At 39.4% G+C, this 16,863-nt stretch carries 17 protein-coding genes; 5 read left to right on the top strand and 12 right to left on the bottom strand.

The annotated features are described in order from the left end of the window. Positions 1-121: 121 nt before the first annotated feature. Positions 122-415, bottom strand: a complete 294-nt coding sequence (locus ACB088_RS03925) for a hypothetical protein (RefSeq protein ID WP_092706741.1) — start codon at positions 413-415, stop codon at positions 122-124. Positions 416-648: 233 nt separating this feature from the next. Between ACB088_RS03925 and mnmG the strand changes: the two genes are divergently transcribed. Next, positions 649-2,529 (top strand): tRNA uridine-5-carboxymethylaminomethyl(34) synthesis enzyme MnmG, encoded by a 1,881-nt coding sequence (mnmG, locus tag ACB088_RS03930; RefSeq protein ID WP_375038066.1) that lies wholly within the window; start codon positions 649-651, stop codon positions 2,527-2,529. Between the two features lie 377 nt (positions 2,530-2,906). On the opposite strand, the gene ACB088_RS03935 is transcribed toward mnmG, so the two are convergent. Then, positions 2,907-3,914 (bottom strand): YafY family protein, encoded by a 1,008-nt coding sequence (locus ACB088_RS03935; protein WP_003652496.1) that lies wholly within the window; start codon positions 3,912-3,914, stop codon positions 2,907-2,909. Between the two features lie 227 nt (positions 3,915-4,141). Between ACB088_RS03935 and ACB088_RS03940 the strand changes: the two genes are divergently transcribed. From ACB088_RS03940 to ACB088_RS03955, 4 genes are read left to right on the top strand one after another with little or no spacing between them, the layout of a single operon-like run. Continuing rightward, positions 4,142-5,692, top strand: coding sequence for a circularly permuted type 2 ATP-grasp protein (locus ACB088_RS03940; RefSeq protein ID WP_375038067.1), 1,551 nt, complete (start codon positions 4,142-4,144; stop codon positions 5,690-5,692). A 22-nt stretch (positions 5,693-5,714) separates the two neighbouring features. Continuing rightward, positions 5,715-6,311 carry an alpha-E domain-containing protein gene (locus tag ACB088_RS03945; protein ID WP_375038068.1) on the top strand — a complete coding sequence of 199 codons (597 nt, stop codon included), beginning with the start codon at positions 5,715-5,717 and terminating at the stop codon, positions 6,309-6,311. A 2-nt stretch (positions 6,312-6,313) separates the two neighbouring features. After that, entirely contained in the window at positions 6,314-7,093 is a 780-nt protein-coding gene (locus ACB088_RS03950; RefSeq protein ID WP_375038069.1) for a transglutaminase domain-containing protein, read from the top strand. A 16-nt stretch (positions 7,094-7,109) separates the two neighbouring features. Then, positions 7,110-7,844, top strand: a complete 735-nt coding sequence (locus ACB088_RS03955) for a proteasome-type protease (RefSeq protein ID WP_004643330.1) — start codon at positions 7,110-7,112, stop codon at positions 7,842-7,844. A gap of 59 nt (positions 7,845-7,903) precedes the next feature. On the opposite strand, the gene alr is transcribed toward ACB088_RS03955, so the two are convergent. The 10 genes from alr to cyoA all read right to left on the bottom strand — a co-directional run bounded on the left by alr (position 7,904) and on the right by cyoA (position 16,783). Further along, complete coding sequence (alr, locus tag ACB088_RS03960) at positions 7,904-8,974, bottom strand: alanine racemase (RefSeq protein WP_375038070.1); 1,071 nt, start codon at positions 8,972-8,974, stop codon at positions 7,904-7,906. Positions 8,975-9,006: 32 nt separating this feature from the next. Continuing rightward, complete coding sequence (gene dnaB, locus ACB088_RS03965; protein WP_003652486.1) at positions 9,007-10,452, bottom strand: replicative DNA helicase; 1,446 nt, start codon at positions 10,450-10,452, stop codon at positions 9,007-9,009. A gap of 197 nt (positions 10,453-10,649) precedes the next feature. Next, a complete protein-coding gene (gene rplI, locus ACB088_RS03970) occupies positions 10,650-11,096 on the bottom strand; it encodes a 50S ribosomal protein L9 (protein ID WP_004643328.1) in 447 nt (148 codons plus the stop codon). Between the two features lie 8 nt (positions 11,097-11,104). Then, on the bottom strand, positions 11,105-11,332 hold the full coding sequence (gene rpsR, locus ACB088_RS03975) for a 30S ribosomal protein S18 (protein WP_003652483.1): 228 nt from the start codon (positions 11,330-11,332) through the stop codon (positions 11,105-11,107). Positions 11,333-11,343: 11 nt separating this feature from the next. Beyond that, a complete protein-coding gene (gene rpsF, locus ACB088_RS03980; protein WP_003652481.1) occupies positions 11,344-11,727 on the bottom strand; it encodes a 30S ribosomal protein S6 in 384 nt (127 codons plus the stop codon). A gap of 183 nt (positions 11,728-11,910) precedes the next feature. Further along, complete coding sequence (gene cyoE, locus ACB088_RS03985; RefSeq protein ID WP_133746916.1) at positions 11,911-12,789, bottom strand: heme o synthase; 879 nt, start codon at positions 12,787-12,789, stop codon at positions 11,911-11,913. 10 nt (positions 12,790-12,799) lie between these two features. After that, positions 12,800-13,129, bottom strand: coding sequence for a cytochrome o ubiquinol oxidase subunit IV (locus ACB088_RS03990; RefSeq protein ID WP_004643325.1), 330 nt, complete (start codon positions 13,127-13,129; stop codon positions 12,800-12,802). After that, the gene (cyoC, locus tag ACB088_RS03995) at positions 13,129-13,749 is read right to left on the bottom strand and encodes a cytochrome o ubiquinol oxidase subunit III (RefSeq protein ID WP_005306751.1); all 621 of its coding nucleotides are present in this window, start codon (positions 13,747-13,749) and stop codon (positions 13,129-13,131) included. The genes ACB088_RS03990 and cyoC overlap by 1 nt, the downstream gene beginning before the upstream one ends. Before the next feature lie 4 nt (positions 13,750-13,753). Continuing rightward, the gene (cyoB, locus tag ACB088_RS04000; RefSeq protein ID WP_003652474.1) at positions 13,754-15,745 is read right to left on the bottom strand and encodes a cytochrome o ubiquinol oxidase subunit I; all 1,992 of its coding nucleotides are present in this window, start codon (positions 15,743-15,745) and stop codon (positions 13,754-13,756) included. 3 nt (positions 15,746-15,748) lie between these two features. Further along, positions 15,749-16,783 carry a ubiquinol oxidase subunit II gene (gene cyoA, locus ACB088_RS04005; protein WP_092706753.1) on the bottom strand — a complete coding sequence of 345 codons (1,035 nt, stop codon included), beginning with the start codon at positions 16,781-16,783 and terminating at the stop codon, positions 15,749-15,751. Between the last annotated feature and the right edge of the window lie 80 nt (positions 16,784-16,863).

The raw sequence follows: 16,863 nt of genomic DNA on the forward strand, positions 1-16,863 counted from the left end.
TGTAGCTGACTAGACAGTTTTAAAAAAGAAAGCGGCCCATCTTTAATGGGCCGACTTTAAAAATACTGAGGAGGTATAGTGGAAAATAAATTGCTTCTTCTATACCTCGTGTCGAAACAGATTAAGGAGCAGGGGCTTTAAATTGTAACTTACCATTTTCATTTGGTTGGCAAGTACCATTAAAGATTACGCCGTTATGGTTGTAAGCTACCCATTCACCCTGACTTTTTTTAGTACAAGCTCTCAGCTGTTTTTGCATCTCTGATTTGCCTGACTCAGCAGCATGATGAGCTGTTTTGCTTGATTTAGCCATATGAGTCGATTTAGCAGTATGATTGGTCGCAGCGTGGGTCAACGTTACGCCTGAAAAACAAAGTAGAGATGCGGTTAAGATTTTTAACATAGTCGTTTTCATTTTGTATTCCTTCTTGTCGCGTTAATTTTAAAGTTATAGAAGTGCTGTACGTTTTTTATTCTAAGATGAATTTATTTTAATAACATTCACTTTGTATTGAGTTCATGAAACAAAATGTCAAATCATGTGGCGTACCGTAAATTATGTGAAGATGATTTTGTAATTATGTACATCAATAAGCAGATAATTTTGATATAATGTTCCGTCTTTTTTTTTCTGGTGTTTTTGTACTCATGCACTATCCTAAAGTTTATGATGTTATCGTTATCGGTGGCGGTCACGCAGGTACGGAAGCGGCCCTTGCTGCTGCGCGTATGGGACGACAGACTTTGCTTTTGACCCATAACATTGAGACTTTGGGTCAAATGAGTTGTAACCCAGCAATCGGTGGTATTGGTAAGTCGCATTTAGTACGTGAAATTGATGCGCTTGGCGGAGCAATGGCTTTAGCTGCCGATAAAGGTGGTATTCAGTTCCGTATTTTAAATTCACGTAAAGGTGCGGCAGTACGTGCAACACGTGCTCAGGCTGACCGCGTTCGCTATAAAGCTGCCATCCGCGATACTTTGGAAAATCAAGCAAATCTTGATATTTTCCAGCAAGCGGCTGATGACCTGATTGTTGAAGGTGATACGGTTAAAGGTGTTGTTACCCAAATGGGTATTCGCTTTGATGCTAAAACTGTTGTGTTAACTACGGGTACATTCTTGGGTGGTGTAATCCACGTTGGTTTACAAAAATCAAGTGGTGGTCGTGCGGGTGATCCTCCTTCAATTGCACTTGCTCAGCGTTTACGTGAATTAAATTTACCTGTAGGCCGTTTAAAAACGGGTACACCACCACGTATTGATGCACGTTCAGTTGATTTTTCAGTCATGATTCCGCAGCCAGGTGACTTCCCGTCGCCAGTTATGTCGTTCATGGGTGATGCCTCTATGCACCCTGAACAGGTAAATTGTTATATCACGCATACCAATGAAAAAACCCATGACATTATTCGTGGTGGTTTAGATCGTTCACCAATGTATACCGGTGTTATTGAAGGTGTAGGACCACGTTACTGCCCATCAATCGAAGATAAAATTCACCGTTTCGCTGATAAAGACTCGCATCAAGTATTTTTGGAACCAGAAGGTTTAGATACACACGAGCTTTATCCAAATGGTATTTCGACTTCGCTTCCATTTGATGTTCAGTTCGAGCTGGTTCGCTCTATTCGTGGTATGGAAAATGCCCATATTTTGCGTCCAGGCTATGCGATTGAATACGATTATTTCAATCCACAAGCTTTGAAATTCACTCTCGAAACTAAAGCTATTAACGGGTTGTATTTTGCTGGCCAAATTAACGGTACAACAGGTTACGAAGAAGCAGGTGCCCAAGGTTTACTTGCTGGCTTAAACGCTGCGCGCCGTGCTTGGGAACAAGAAGAGTGGACACCTAAGCGTGACCAAGCTTACATGGGTGTATTGGTTGATGACCTCATTACTTTAGGTACTAAAGAACCATACCGTATGTTTACCTCACGTGCTGAATACCGTTTAATGTTACGTGAAGACAATGCGGATCAACGTTTAACGACTGTTGGTCGTGAACTTGGTTTGGTTGATGATGTGCGTTGGGCTGCTTACTGTGAAAAAATGGAAGCGATTGAGCGTGAAACTTCTCGTTTACAACATTTGTGGGCGGCACCAAATAACCCTATGGGTAAAAAATTCGTTGAGATGACAGGTGCTGACTTAAGTAAAGAATGTAGTGCAATTGATTTGCTTAAACGCCCTAATATTAACTTTGGTCAAATTGCCGAACTTACTGGTTCTGAAGTTTCGGAGCACGTGGGTGAGCAAATCGAAATTGCTGTGAAATACGAAGGTTATATTAACCGTCAGCATGAAGATGTGGCTCAGTTAAAGCGTCTTGAAGAGACCAAAATTCCTACCGATTTTAATTATGATATTGTGTCTGGTTTATCTCGTGAAATTACCCAGAAATTAAAAACGGTTCTTCCGGAAACATTAGCTCAAGCAAGTCGTATTCCTGGTGTTACACCAGCAGCTGTTCAACTTGTAATGATCACAATTCGTAAAAATAATATGATTAAGAAAACAGCTTAATCTTTTAAATGCAAAAAAGCCCAGTTAAGACTGGGCTTTTTTATTTTCTGTTCAAAAATATATGAAAACTTCCTAAGGAAGAAAATAGATTTCGCTTCCTTTTTTTCTTATTTCACATATTTCAAGCAGCCAGTTATATTAAATTCACGTTCAAACAAGAGGTCTTTAACCATGACAATGAAATCAATTCGCTACAATAGAGATGAAATGGCATGCCAATGCTTATGTTCAAAATAGCGCAAAAGAAAGAGCAGGTCAGTTTTGTAGGGGGGAGAACACATTGATCTGAAAACAAGTATAAATATAAGAGTCAATATAAAATTAAGAAAATTATAATTCAAAATCTAAAGAGAACCTTATGGTTCTCTTTTTTATATCTATTTATTCTCAGATTCAATTTCTCGTACAGCATTGTGTACTTGAATAGGCTCGATATGCAGTAATTTCTTGCCAAAACTACGCAACCACCACACCAGTTGAGATGTAAAAGGTACGGTCGCTGTAACTTCTACGATGTTTTCTTCAAGTGGAATTATAGTTTGATCTTTACTTAACTGACTTTCATAGAAAGTTCTAGCAGTTTGCTCTGTCATCGTTAATGTGAGTTGAATTGACTCAGTTGGCTGCTTGTAGTCCACTCTAAAGCCTAAAGCGCCTGAATCGATATAATGATCAATATCAAAATTGACAGGATGCAGTGCTCGACTATCTAAGACTTTTGCTGATTTAAAACGGTGCAAGGCAAATGTTTGAACTTCAGTTTTGTCATGTCGTGTGCAAATTAAATAAATTACCGCACCTTTTTGTACCAAAGCCAAAGGATTTAAAATATAAGTTTTATCCTCGCCCTGATTTACTCGTGCCCGATAAATACATTCTATTTGTTTGTCTTGGAGTAGACCTTCATAAATTGCTTGTTGAGCATTTCGATCGACTACAGGCGGAATAAGAGGTTGGCTTGCTGGTACGATGCGTACTCGGTTAATCCATTGCCTAACATTATTTTGTGTAGAGAGACTGCGTTTGGCTAAATCAAACCAAGGCCCCATCTCATCAAGCAGACTTGGTGGAAGTAAGTGTTTAAGATGCTCCTCAACCATCATAAATGTTACAGCCTGAGAGCTAGTCATGTGAGGTAAGCTCTGAATTGGCGCATCGGATTGCCACCGCCAGCCCTGAGGTACGGCTTTATTACTTTCAATTGGAAAGCGCTGAGCAATTTGATTTAAATCACGCTGAATAGTCCTTAAACTGATATCAATACCTTCACGTTCAAGCATTTCCTGTAACTCCCGCGTCCCGATCCATTTACCGGTAGGGAGGCGAGATAAAATCTGCCATTGGCGATATAAACTATTTGAAGTTTCTTTTTCTATTACAGACATAAGCGTAATACATCTATATCCAACTGCTTTGGTGTCAACACAATAAAAAATCTTTACACATTTAGCAAGTTTGTCAGATTCGGTTTATAGGTCCTTTTACAATCGATGTTAAGATTTAGAGGAAGAAAGTTATAACAAAGCACCGTAAAAATATTAAAGATATATAAATGGCACTGAAATTGCTTATTTAAAAATGAAATATAGATAAATGATAAGACGAGGTGGTTATGTCAGAACAAGAGCATGAATTACATATAGATAATGATTTTTTTATACAAGAGCAGACGACTAAGGCGATCATTAACCCAACCTCTTTTTTAGAACATATTTCCGTACAAACCAACCTATTTGAGCAGCTAAAATCACAGTTTTTTAATGAGATGCTTGACGATGTAACATCAAATGGTGCGGCTTCTAAAAAAATTGAGCAATGGTTGAGTATCCGTACTTTAGATGAATTAAAAGAATTGAATACTCAAGCGAAGCAACATTTTCTTTATCATGGGATTACTTTTAACGTATATGGTGATAAAGAAGGTGCAGAGCGAACAATTCCTTTTGATTTAATTCCAAGGGTGATTGAAAAAAAACAATGGGAGAAAATAGCTTCGGGCTGTGCACAGCGTGTTAAAGCTTTAAATTACTTTTTAGATGATATTTATCATGGACAACATATTTTGAAAGAACAGCTCATTCCCGAAGAGCAAATTATGGGGAATGATGCTTTTCAGCCACATATGCTTAAACATTCTCTGAAAGGTAAAATTTATTCACAAATTAGTGGAATTGATATTATCCGTGATGGTGAAGGAGAATTTTTTGTATTGGAGGATAATTTAAGAACACCTTCTGGCGTATCTTATATGATCGAAAGCCGAAAAATTAGCCAAGAATTGATGCCAGAGCTATGTGCAACCAATAATTTACAGGGAATTGAGCATTATCCAAAACTTTTAAAAGAAATATTGCAGGAGAATTCACCTGCGGACAGACCTTTTATTGTGGTACTAACACCGGGACGTTTTAACAGTGCTTATTATGAGCATGCTTTTTTAGCACGTGAAATGGATGTACCACTGGTTACAAATCGGGATTTATTTGTAGAAAATGATCAAGTTTTTGTCAAAACTATTCGTGGGCGTCAAAAAGTAGACGTAATTTATCGCCGTTTAGATGATGATTTTCTGGATCCGTTAGCATTTCGACCGGACAGTGCTTTAGGTGTGGCGGGTCTTATGTCTGCTTATTTGCAAAAAAATGTTGTTATTGCAAATGCGCCTGGAACAGGTGTGGCTGATGATAAATCTATTTATCCTTATGTGGATCAAATGATTCAATATTATTTGGGTGAAACACCAATTCTAAAAAATGTACCTACTTATCAGTGCCGTAAAGATGAACATTTAGATTATGTACTTTCTAATCTGGACCAGTTAGTTGTTAAAGAAGCACAAGGGTCGGGTGGTTATGGCATGTTAATTGGGCCTCAAGCAAGTTCATGTGAAATTGATGACTTTAGAAAAAAATTGATCGCCACACCTCATATGTACATTGCACAACCGACCTTGGCCTTATCTGTTGCTCCAACTTTAACTACATCTGGGGTGGCTGAACGTCATATTGACTTACGTCCATTTGTATTGAGTTCACCTTATCGTACAGAAATAGTGCCGGGTGGCTTAACGCGAGTGGCCATGCAAGCGGGCTCTTTAGTCGTAAATTCGTCCCAAGGTGGCGGCATAAAAGATACATGGGTTGTCGAAACATTACATTCCTAATTGTGGGTTAAAGAGGAACTTTATGGTTTTACTCAATTCGAGTGCGCATCAAATATATTGGTTGGGTCGATATTTAATGCGAGTTAAATTTGCTGCCTCTCATTTACCCTTTACACAAGATGAGAAAGCAACAAAATTTGCAGCAGCATTTGGTTTAGTCATAGAAAATGCTGAATTACTAAATCACTATATGTTAGACAAGAAGCAAACATTTTCATTACTGAACCAGCTCGTTATTGCTAAAGATAATATTCAGGCACTAAGAGGTATATTGTCATCAAATGCTTATGCAGAATTAAATAATGTTATTAACACGCTTCAACCCCAACCTGAGACTTTGAGAAAAGCTGTTGAACAATGTACTCAAATATTAGAAGCGGAGAATGAAGATATTTGTTTATTTCTGAATTTAGGTCAAAAAATAGAGCAATTTGATATAGAACTACGTTTTGGGCAGGATTTATCAGCGCTCGTGTCAGAGCTAGATGTTGTGGTGCAGCAGCTTGTTGGCTTAGATTGGGAGAATATAGATCAAAATTGGCAAGTACTAAAGCATCAGCTAACGTGGGACGCTTATTATACTTTTACACAGCAGCTGGAAAATATGTTTGAGGTCTGATTATGAAATTGATGGTGAATCATCAAACGCATTATAGCTATACTGAAACTGCTCAAAACAGTATTCAGTATATTAAAATGATGCCTCAAACATCACCGCATCAACATGTTATGAATTGGGCGATTAGCGTGCCGGGTGACAAAACGATAAAAAGGGACATATTTAACAATGTATGGATGACGGCTAGTCAGCGTTATCAATACCAACATCTTACATTTATGGCTCAAGGAATCATTGAACTTCAAAATGTAGAGCTAGGTTGTGTAAATCTATCTACACCGACAAATTTGTTTTTGCAGATGACAAGTGCAACCCGATGTGATTTTGCAATGTTGGACTTTGCCAAAAATATTGTGGTGGTCAAAGACCGACAGCATATTGCATTATTAAGTGAACATATTTTGCAGAAAATACTCTATCAGCCTGAAAGTACTTCGGTTCAGACAACTGCAACTGAAGCATTTCACGCTGGACAGGGTGTATGCCAAGATCATGCTCATGTTTTAATTGCGATGTGTCGTGCGCTACAATTACCGGCACGTTATGTTTCTGGTTATCTATTTGATCAAAACTATCCGCACCTTGCCAGTCACGCTTGGGCGGAAGTATTTTTAGAAAATCAGTGGTATTGTTTTGATGTAAGCAATCAGTTGTTTACACCCAAACATCATATCTACCTTGCAGTAGGCCGTGACTATCTTGATGTGGCACCAATTCGTGGTGTAAGAGAGCAAGGTGGGGTGGAAAACATGATGTCTGTGGTTCAGGTGTTGGCATGTTGAATGTAAAGAGAATGAAATGACCTATTGTTGTGCGCTTAGATTGGAACAAGGTTTAGTGTTTATTAGTGACACGAGAACTAATGCAGGAGTTGATCATATTTCTGTGTTCCGAAAATTGCATACTTTCGGCGTTACTGGAGAGCGTTTCATGGCCTTACAAACAGCAGGTAATTTGGCGACTACACAAGCTGTTATAGGTCATTTGCAAAATGCTCTTACTTTGCAGCAAGAACCTAACTTATATAGTGTCAATACGATGTTTGAGGCGGCTGAACTGATTGGTAAAACCTTAAAAAGTGTTTTAGAAGATATTAGTTCAGACACTCAAGAACAAATGAATTATGCGTGTAGTATTTTAATAGGTGGGCAAATTAAAGGCGGTGAAATGCAGCTTTATAATATCTATCCGCAAGGTAATTTTATTTGTGCAACTACGGATACACCCTATTTCCAAATAGGAGAAAGCAAATACGGAAAACCTATTTTGGATCGTGCTCTATATTATGCGATGCCGCTAGATGATGCATTACGTTGTAGCCTGATTTCTTTTGATTCAACCTTGCGCTCAAATGTTTCTGTTGGATTGCCGCTTGATGCATTGGTTTACAATAAAGATAGTTTCATTATTCCGGTGGGTAAACGAATTACCGAAGATGATCCGTATTTTTCACAAATTAGTAAACAATGGTCCGATACTTTACGCCGTGGTTTGCAAGAATTGCCAAAACCGACTGATGATTATTGGCGATAAAATTTTTAAAAGCTGATAAAAAAATCCAAGCATGCTTGGATTTTTTTATATTTTATTATTTAACTGCTTTTACGAATAGGGCGATTACTTAAGCGACAGAGTAATTCATATCCTATTGTTCCGTTTGCATCGGCTACATCATCAACTAAGCGGTGTATTCCCCAAAGTTCGACTTGAGAACCTAATTTAACTTGAATAGCTGTAACGTCAATTGCAAGCATATCCATGCTGACTCTGCCCACTACAGGACATAATTGCCCATTAATCGCTACATAATTTTGTTTAATATAAGCTCTCGGGTATCCGTCACCATAGCCAATAGAAACTATTGCAATATCCATTTTTTGTTGCGCACAGAAGGTTGAACCATAACCTACATGTTCTCCAGCTTGAATGTGATTCAATGCAATCACTTCTGCTGTAAAGGACATGACTGGTTTTAGGTCAAGATCATGTACTGTTTTATCTGCAAAAGGCGAAGCGCCGTAAAGCATAATGCCCGGGCGAACATAGTCAAAATGTAATTCTGGCCATTTATAAATAGCAGCAGAATTACAGCAAGATGCTAAAACTGGATCACAAGCTTGTTTAACCTGTAAAAATTGTTGTTTTTGTTGCTCGTTGAGGGGATGGTCCACATCTGCATTTGCGAAATGCATCGCTAGTACACAGGTAAAGCCTTCAGATTTTAAAGTTTTAATGACCTCAATAATTTCAGGAACTTTAAATCCTAAACGGTTCATGCCGCTATTGAGCTTAATCCAGACTTTTAGGCATTGAGCGATGTATTCTTGCTTATGCTTAATTAACCATTCAAACTGCTGTTGATGATGAATCACACATTCAAATTTTTGCTTAATTGCAATAGGCATTTCATCTTCAGAAAATGCCCCTTCAATTAAAGTAACAGGTTGTTGAAATCCAAGTTCGCGAATTTCTAAACCTTCTTGTAGGCAGGCGACACCAAAGGCATCTGAGGCATTTAAGGCTGCTAAACAGTCTTTGATTCCATGTCCGTAAGCATTAGCTTTCACCATACTTACAATTTTTGAATTTGCTGCGAGTTGTTTGACACGGTTTAAATTATACTGAAGCGCATGGCGATCAATATAAACTGTTGCTTGGCGCACCCTCATTTACTCCTTTGGGCTAGAGATAGAGCTTATTCTTCATCATCATATTGGCTGTAATACTCAGGAGAGAGATTACTAAATCGGGTATATTGACCTTCAAAGGCAAGACGAACTGAACCAATTGGGCCGTTACGCTGTTTACCAATAATAATTTCTGCGGTACCGGCTTCTTTCGACTCTTTGTTATAAACCTCATCACGGTAAATAAACATAATCAAGTCGGCATCCTGCTCGATCGCACCAGATTCACGTAAGTCTGACATTACTGGGCGCTTATTTGGTCGGTTTTCCAGACTTCGGTTGAGCTGGGAAAGTGCGATAACGGGGCAGTGCATTTCTTTTGCTAAGGCTTTTAAGCTACGTGAAATTTCTGAAATCTCACCCACACGGTTATCACCCATGCCAGGAACTTTCATGAGCTGTAAATAATCGACCATGATACAGCCGATTTTACCATCATGCATTTTGGCAATGCGTCGAGCACGGGCACGAAGTTCCGTTGGAGGTAGGGCAGATGAGTCATCAATATACAAATGCATTTGTTGAAGCTGCAAAATGGTGCCAGTAACTTTGGTCCATTCATCAGCATCTAAGTTCCCCGAACGTAAATGTCCTTGGTGAACTTTACCCATTGCAGAAATAAGACGCATCGCAATTGAGTCTGCTGGCATCTCCATTGAGAATACCAGAGCGGGTAGCTTGTTATATTGTAGAACGCTTTCAACCAAATTCATGGCGAAAGTGGTTTTACCCATAGATGGACGTGCAGCAACAATAATTAAGTCACCAGCTTGCATACCAGATGTTTTATTATCAAGTTCTAAGAAGCCAGTGGTTAAACCAGTAATATTGCCATCAAGTTTTGAAAGCTCATCAAGTTTACTAATTACATCGGCAGTTACAGAGCTAATAGATTTAGGACCTGCATCTTTTTTATTGTTATTGTGCTGTTCTGCTAAAGAGAAAATACTGGTTTCTGCTAGATCTAGAATTTCACTAACACCACGACCTTTTGTGTCATAAGCATTTTGTAGAATTTCAGTACTGACTTTGATCATACTACGAAGCGTAGAGAACTCTTTAATTTTTGTGGCATACGTTTCTAAGTTATAGAAACTTGATGGGGAGTCAGCCATAAGCTGCATTAAATATTCTTCGCCACCAATAGCATCAAGTAAATTTTGTTTTAAAAGCCAATCGTTAACTAAGACCGCATCATAAGGTGAATTTTCTTGTGCGAGTTTTTCGATTGCACGGTAAATATATTTATGGCGAGTCGCATAGAAATCATTTTCTTTTAACATATCACTAACTTGCTCGAAAGATTCGGCAACTGTCATTAGTGCAGCAAGTACAGCTTGCTCAATGGCTAAATTGTGTGGGGGAGTGCGAAACTCTTTAAGTTGGCCTGATTCACTCGTCTTATTTTCTGTTGGAGATGAACGGGTTAAAGAACTGGCATTCGCCTGAGACATAATTAGACCTGATGATAAAGAAAGGTTACGCAAATAGCCTGTGAGGCCGAGAACTATCTTAAAACAAAATTAAATAAACTACCTAATTAAAAAACCAATTAAACTAAAGAACTGATCAGGAATTAATATATCTTATTTTAAAAGTAGGGCACATAAAAAAAGAGCATGCAAAAGCATGCTCTTTTTTTGGTGAGAAATTACTCAGATACGATAGTAACGAGAACTTCTGCAGCAACATCATGATGCAATTGGATTGCGATGTTGAATTCACCAGTGTGACGAAGTGCGCCATTCGGTAAACGAACTTCTGCACGGTCAACTGCAAGACCAGCATTCGTTAAAGCGTCAGCGATGTCACGAGTACCGATAGAACCGAAGAGTTTACCTTCGTCACCAGCTTTAGCAGTGATAACGATATTAACTTCATTCAATTGTTCAGCACGTGCTTGAGCAGCAGCTAAAATTTCAGCTTCTTGCTTTTCAAGTTCAGCGCGACGAGCTTCGAAAGCAGCAGTGTTAGCTTCAGTAGCTGCAACTGCTTTACCTTGAGGGATAAGGAAGTTACGGCCGTAACCAGCTTTAACTGATACTTTATCGCCTAATTTACCAAGGTTTTTAATGCGTTGTAATAAGATAACGTCCACAGATCACCTCACTTATGGTTGTCAGTGTACGCAATCAAAGACAAGTAGCGAGCTTGCTTGATAGCAAGTGCTAATTGACGTTGATAACGAGCTTTAGTACCAGTGATACGGCTAGGAACAATCTTGCCGTTTTCAGTGATGTACTGTTTTAAAGTATCGATATCTTTGTAGTCGATGTACACAACATTCTCAGCTGTAAAGCGGCAGAACTTGCGACGACGGTAAAAACGTGCCATTGATGTTCTCCTTATTCAGCTTCGTGAGTAACTTGCTGTGCTTCTTCGCGTTGAGCTTTACGCGCACGCTTTTCTTCAGCACTTTTAGCAAGCAATGACTCTTCAGTGATTGCGTGTTCACGACGGATGATAAGGTTACGAATGATCGCGTCGTTATAACGGAATAATTCTTCTAGCTCATCAAGCGTAGTTTGACCACATTCAACATTCATAAGAATGTAGTGTGCTTTGTGAATTTTGTTAATTGGGTAAGCCAATTGACGACGGCCCCAATCTTCTAAACGGTGAATTTGACCTTCAGCTTCTTTGATCTGAGAGATATAGCGTTCAACCATACCTACAACTTGATCGCTTTGATCTGGGTGTACTAAAAGTACGATTTCGTAATGACGCATTGTCAGCTCCTTACGGTTTAAACAGCCCCTAATAAATAAAACATTAGAAGCAAGGAGTCATAACTTAATAAGTTATGTCGCAAAATTTGCGAAGGCTGAATTATAGGTAAAAATGCGACCAAAAACAAATCTTTTGATGAGAAAAGTAAAACTTCTTTACTATAAGAGAAAATCCTCCCTTATTTAAAAGAGAGGAAGATTTGGAGCAGGGGATTGATAGGTAAAGCTAAAGCTCAAACTTAACAGGGTAATTAATATGACCGAGTAGAGGAAAAAACGTTTAGCCCAAAGTTGGTCATTTTCAGCTTTAAATCCAATAATTGATAAATATAACCAATACGCTGTTAGTGCATTAAAGGTTATTAGAAAAAATATATTGGTATAGCCAAAACAATATAAACCATTCAATACGGCTGCAAACAACAGAATATAAATGACACATTCTACTTTCGTGCGATAAATAGAGCGTGCAACTGGCAGAATGGGGATTCCGGCATTTTTGTAATCGTCAAAACGATAAATAGCAATTGCCCATGAATGTGGCATTTGCCATAGCGCATAAGCCAAAAACAAAAGTAAGGCGGCTACATCAAAATGATGAGTTACTGCTGTATAACCAATAACAGGAGGACTCGCCCCGGAAATACTACCAATTACGGTTTGATGGATTGAGGTACGCTTTGTCCACAAACTATAAAAACCGACATAGACAATAAAACCAATCATTGCAAACAAAAAAGCGTAAGCATTTACACCGAACCACAAAATACTAAAACCGATAAGTCCAAGAACAAATGCATATATAAGTGCAATAGTAGGAGATATGGTTTTTTTGACTAGTGCGCGGTTTTGCGTACGCTGCATTTTGATATCGATGTCTTGGTCTATAACATTATTTACAACACAACCAGAAGCTACAACTAAAGTTGTTCCAAGTAGGGTGAGTAGTAATAATAAGATGTCTATAGAGCCTTGGGCGGCTAAGAAAAAGCCGCCCAAGGTGGTAATGAAATTACCGAAGAGAATTCCTGGTTTAGTCAGGAATAGATATTTTTTCAACATGTCAATCAGTTTAGATCATCATGTTGTAGTGAAGGTAATTCATAATCCACACAGAACCGATTAAAAGTACCGCGATACATAAGATTGTGTAGATGAATGCAATCATATTCCAGCGTTGTTCAGATGATGTATTCATGTGTAGGAAGTACACAAGCTGTACAAGAACCTGAGCAACAGCAGCGATTGCAATTACTGTAACTAAGATGCCACGACTGAAACCACCCGCCATCACCATCCCGAACGGGATGATGGTGAGGATAACAGAAAGGATAAATCCAACAGTGTATTGCTTAAAGTTACCGTGTGACGCACCTGCAGCATTATGGTCATGACTACTCATTAGAGAACTCCCAGTAAGTAAACGACGCTGAATACACAGATCCAAACGATGTCAAGGAAGTGCCAGAACAAGCTTAAGCAAGCTAGACGACGTGTATTCGGTAATGTCAAACCTTTAGTTTTGATTTGATACATCAAGACCAACATCCACACTAAACCAGAAGTTACGTGGATACCGTGTGTACCAACCAAAGTAAAGAACGATGATAAGAATGCACTGTGAGTTGGACCATGACCTTCTTCGACAAGGTGATGGAACTCATAAAGTTCCATTCCAATGAACGTTGCACCAAAAAGGAATGTAATAAATAACCAAGTGATTACTTGATTTACATTCTTTTTATAAGATGCAAGTACAGCAAAACCGAAAGTTACCGATGAAATCAATAAGGCAAATGTTTCAGTTAACACGTAGCCTAATGAGTCATGGAACAGGTCATATGCACTTGGAGTTCCTGGTGGAATATGACTGCTTAATACAGCGAACGCAATGAAGAGTGATCCGAAAAGAATCAAGTCACTCATCAAGTATGTCCAGAAACCAAAGACCGTTAAGTCGGTATCATCATGTTCATGATGACCATCGTGGCCGTGGTTGTCGTGATGAAGTACTTCAGCCATTTCCTTAGTCCTTCTTCAAGTGTTTTTCAAGTAAAGCATAGCGTTCGTTTTCAATACGCTCAACTTCAGCAGCAGGAACATAGTAATCAACATTCTTAGTGAATGAGCTTACGATCAAGCTAACAACAGCTGAAACGAATGAAACAACAACGAGCCACCAAATATGCCAGATGAGAGCAAAGCCAAGGATCGTAATGAACATTGCAATGACAAAACCAGCAGCACGATCAGTCGGCATGTGGATGTCTTCATATTTAGTGTTACGTGCGTATGCTACACCATTTTCTTTGTCAGTCCAGAAACGGTCAATACCGCTTGCATCTGGTTCATGCGCAAAGTTATAGAACGGAGCAGGGGAAGAAGTCGCCCATTCAAGCGTACGTGCATCCCATGGATCGCCTGTAAGGTCCATGTTGTCTTTGCGTTGTAAGAAACCAACAATGATTTGCATTAAGAAACATGCAATACCAATCGCAACGAGAACAGCACCAAATAATGCAATTGCAAGGTAAGGATCCCATTCTGGGTTGTCATATGTATTCAAACGACGAGTCATACCCATGAAACCAAGGATATAAAGTGGCATGAATGCAAAATAGAAACCGAAGAACCAGAACCAAAACGCAGCTTTACCCCATGCTTCATTGAGCTTCCAACCAAACATTTTTGGCCAGTAGTAAATGATGCCGGCAAACATACCAAACACCACACCACCGATAATTACGTTATGGAAGTGAGCGATCAAGAATAATGAGTTGTGTACAAGGAAGTCCGCAGGTGGAACAGCCATAAGTACACCAGTTAAACCACCAATACCAAATGTGATAAGGAAGCCAAGTGTCCACAACATTGGAGTAGTAAAGGTGATGCGACCTTTATACATGGTGAATAACCAAGAGAAGATTTTCACACCAGTAGGAATCGCAATAACCATGGTCATGATACCGAAGAACGCGTTAACGTTCGCACCAGCACCCATGGTAAAGAAGTGGTGAAGCCATACAACGAACGCAAGAACAGTAATCGCGATAGTTGCATACACCATAGACTTATAACCGAACAACGCTTTACGAGAGAAGGTTGCAACGATTTCTGAGTATAGACCAAATGCTGGTAATACTAGGATATATACTTCAGGGTGACCCCATGTCCAGATCAAGTTCACATAAAGCATTGGACTACCGCCAAGCTCATTTGTGAAGAAATGGAAGCCGAAGTAACGGTCTAGAGTTAACATTGCAAGTGTACCTGTTAATACAGGGAACGATGCGATGATTAATACAGCCGTACAAAGTGAAGTCCACGTAAAAATAGGCATATCCATCAATTTCATGCCAGGTGCACGCATTTTGATGATGGTAACGAAGAAGTTAACACCAGATAAAAGCGTACCTAGACCAGAAACCTGAAGTGCCCAGATATAGTAGTCAACACCTACACCAGGAGAATATTGAATGCCAGACAGAGGAGGGTAAGCCATCCAGCCAGTCGCAGCAAATTCACCTAATACAAGTGAAAGCATCATCAAACCAGCAGCACCGGCGAATAACCAGAAGCTTAAAGAGTTCAATAATGGGAAAGCAACGTCACGAGCACCAATCTGTAAAGGTACAGAGATGTTCATCATACCAACAACGAGACCCATTGCTACGAAGAAGATCATAATTACACCGTGTGCGGTGAAGATCTGGTCGTAATGGTCTGGATGTAGATAACCTTCGCCGCCGCCTTTAGCGAGGAAAAGTTGTAGACGCATCATAATTGCATCGGCGAAACCACGCAAAAGCATGACTACAGATACAAGAATGTACATGATACCAATCTTTTTATGGTCTACCGTAATAAACCACTCATTCCACAAATATCCCCATTTTTTGAAATAGGTGATACCGCCAAGCACAACAATTGCACCAAGTGCCATAAGGACCATGGTGACAAGCACGATTGGCTCTGTCGGGATAGAGTCCCAACCCAGTTTACCAAAAATCATATCCATGTCTTATTCCCCTTGAGCAGCGTGTTCAGCTGTTGCATGCGCAGCAGAGTGGTCAACACCATGATAGTTACTCATATAGTGGTTGATAATTGTTTCAAACAATTTTGGTTCAACTGAAGAGTAATAAGTCACAGGGTGTGGCTTAGTCGGGAACGGTTTCATAGCTTCAGCTTTAGCAAGCGCTTCTTGATCACCAGCGGCTTTAGCACGATTTACTAAATGCTCGATTTGGTGCTTAGAACGGTCACCATCACGTAAGGTTGCCAATTCAGCTTGGTCAAGCGTAGTTTTTTGAACTGCTTCTGGATTAATGGTAGAACCATTACCTGCTTTAACAGCTGCTACCCATTCGTTGAATTGTTGCTCTGTAACACTATGCGCCTTGAAACGCATTTGAGAGAAACCGTAACCTGAGTAGTTAGAAGAGAAACCACGATATACACCAGGTTCATTTGCTAACAAATGAAGGTGAGTTTGCATACCTGCCATTGCATAAATCTGGCCGCCTAACTGTGGAATGAAGAATGAGTTCATTGTAAAGTTAGAGGTGATTTTAAAGCTTAACGGAGTTTTTTCAGGGAAACGTACTTCGTTAACTGTTGCAATGTTTTGTTCAGGATAAATGAAGATCCATTTAAACTGTTCAGCAACAACTTGAATAGTTAAAGGAGCTTTATCTGATTCTAAAGGACGGTATGGGTCATACTTGTGGGAACCCCACCAAGTTAACCAAGCTAAAATACCAATAATAATGACAGGGATACCCCATACTACAACTTCAATTGTAGTTGAGTGTGCCCATGTAGGTTTATAGTCTGCATCTTTATTTGACGCGCGATATTTCCAACCAAACCATAATGCCATGATGATTGAAGGAATCACCACAAGTAACATTAAATAGATCGCAGTCATCATAAGGTCACTTTGACCTTGACCAACTGGACCTTTAGAGTTTAGAAGTACCATATCACCACCACACCCAGTCAAAAGTGCGGCAAGCGTTGATAAAGACAATACAGCTAAAATCGTTTGTCTCATTTTACAACCTCGGTGAAGAGTCCCATTCCCTAATTAAATATGGGATAGCGATTAAAGTGTCGCATGATTGAGAACGCTAA

The sequence above is a fragment of the Acinetobacter sp. RW6 genome (assembly GCF_041956835.1).
Taxonomy (GTDB): domain Bacteria; phylum Pseudomonadota; class Gammaproteobacteria; order Pseudomonadales; family Moraxellaceae; genus Acinetobacter; species Acinetobacter calcoaceticus.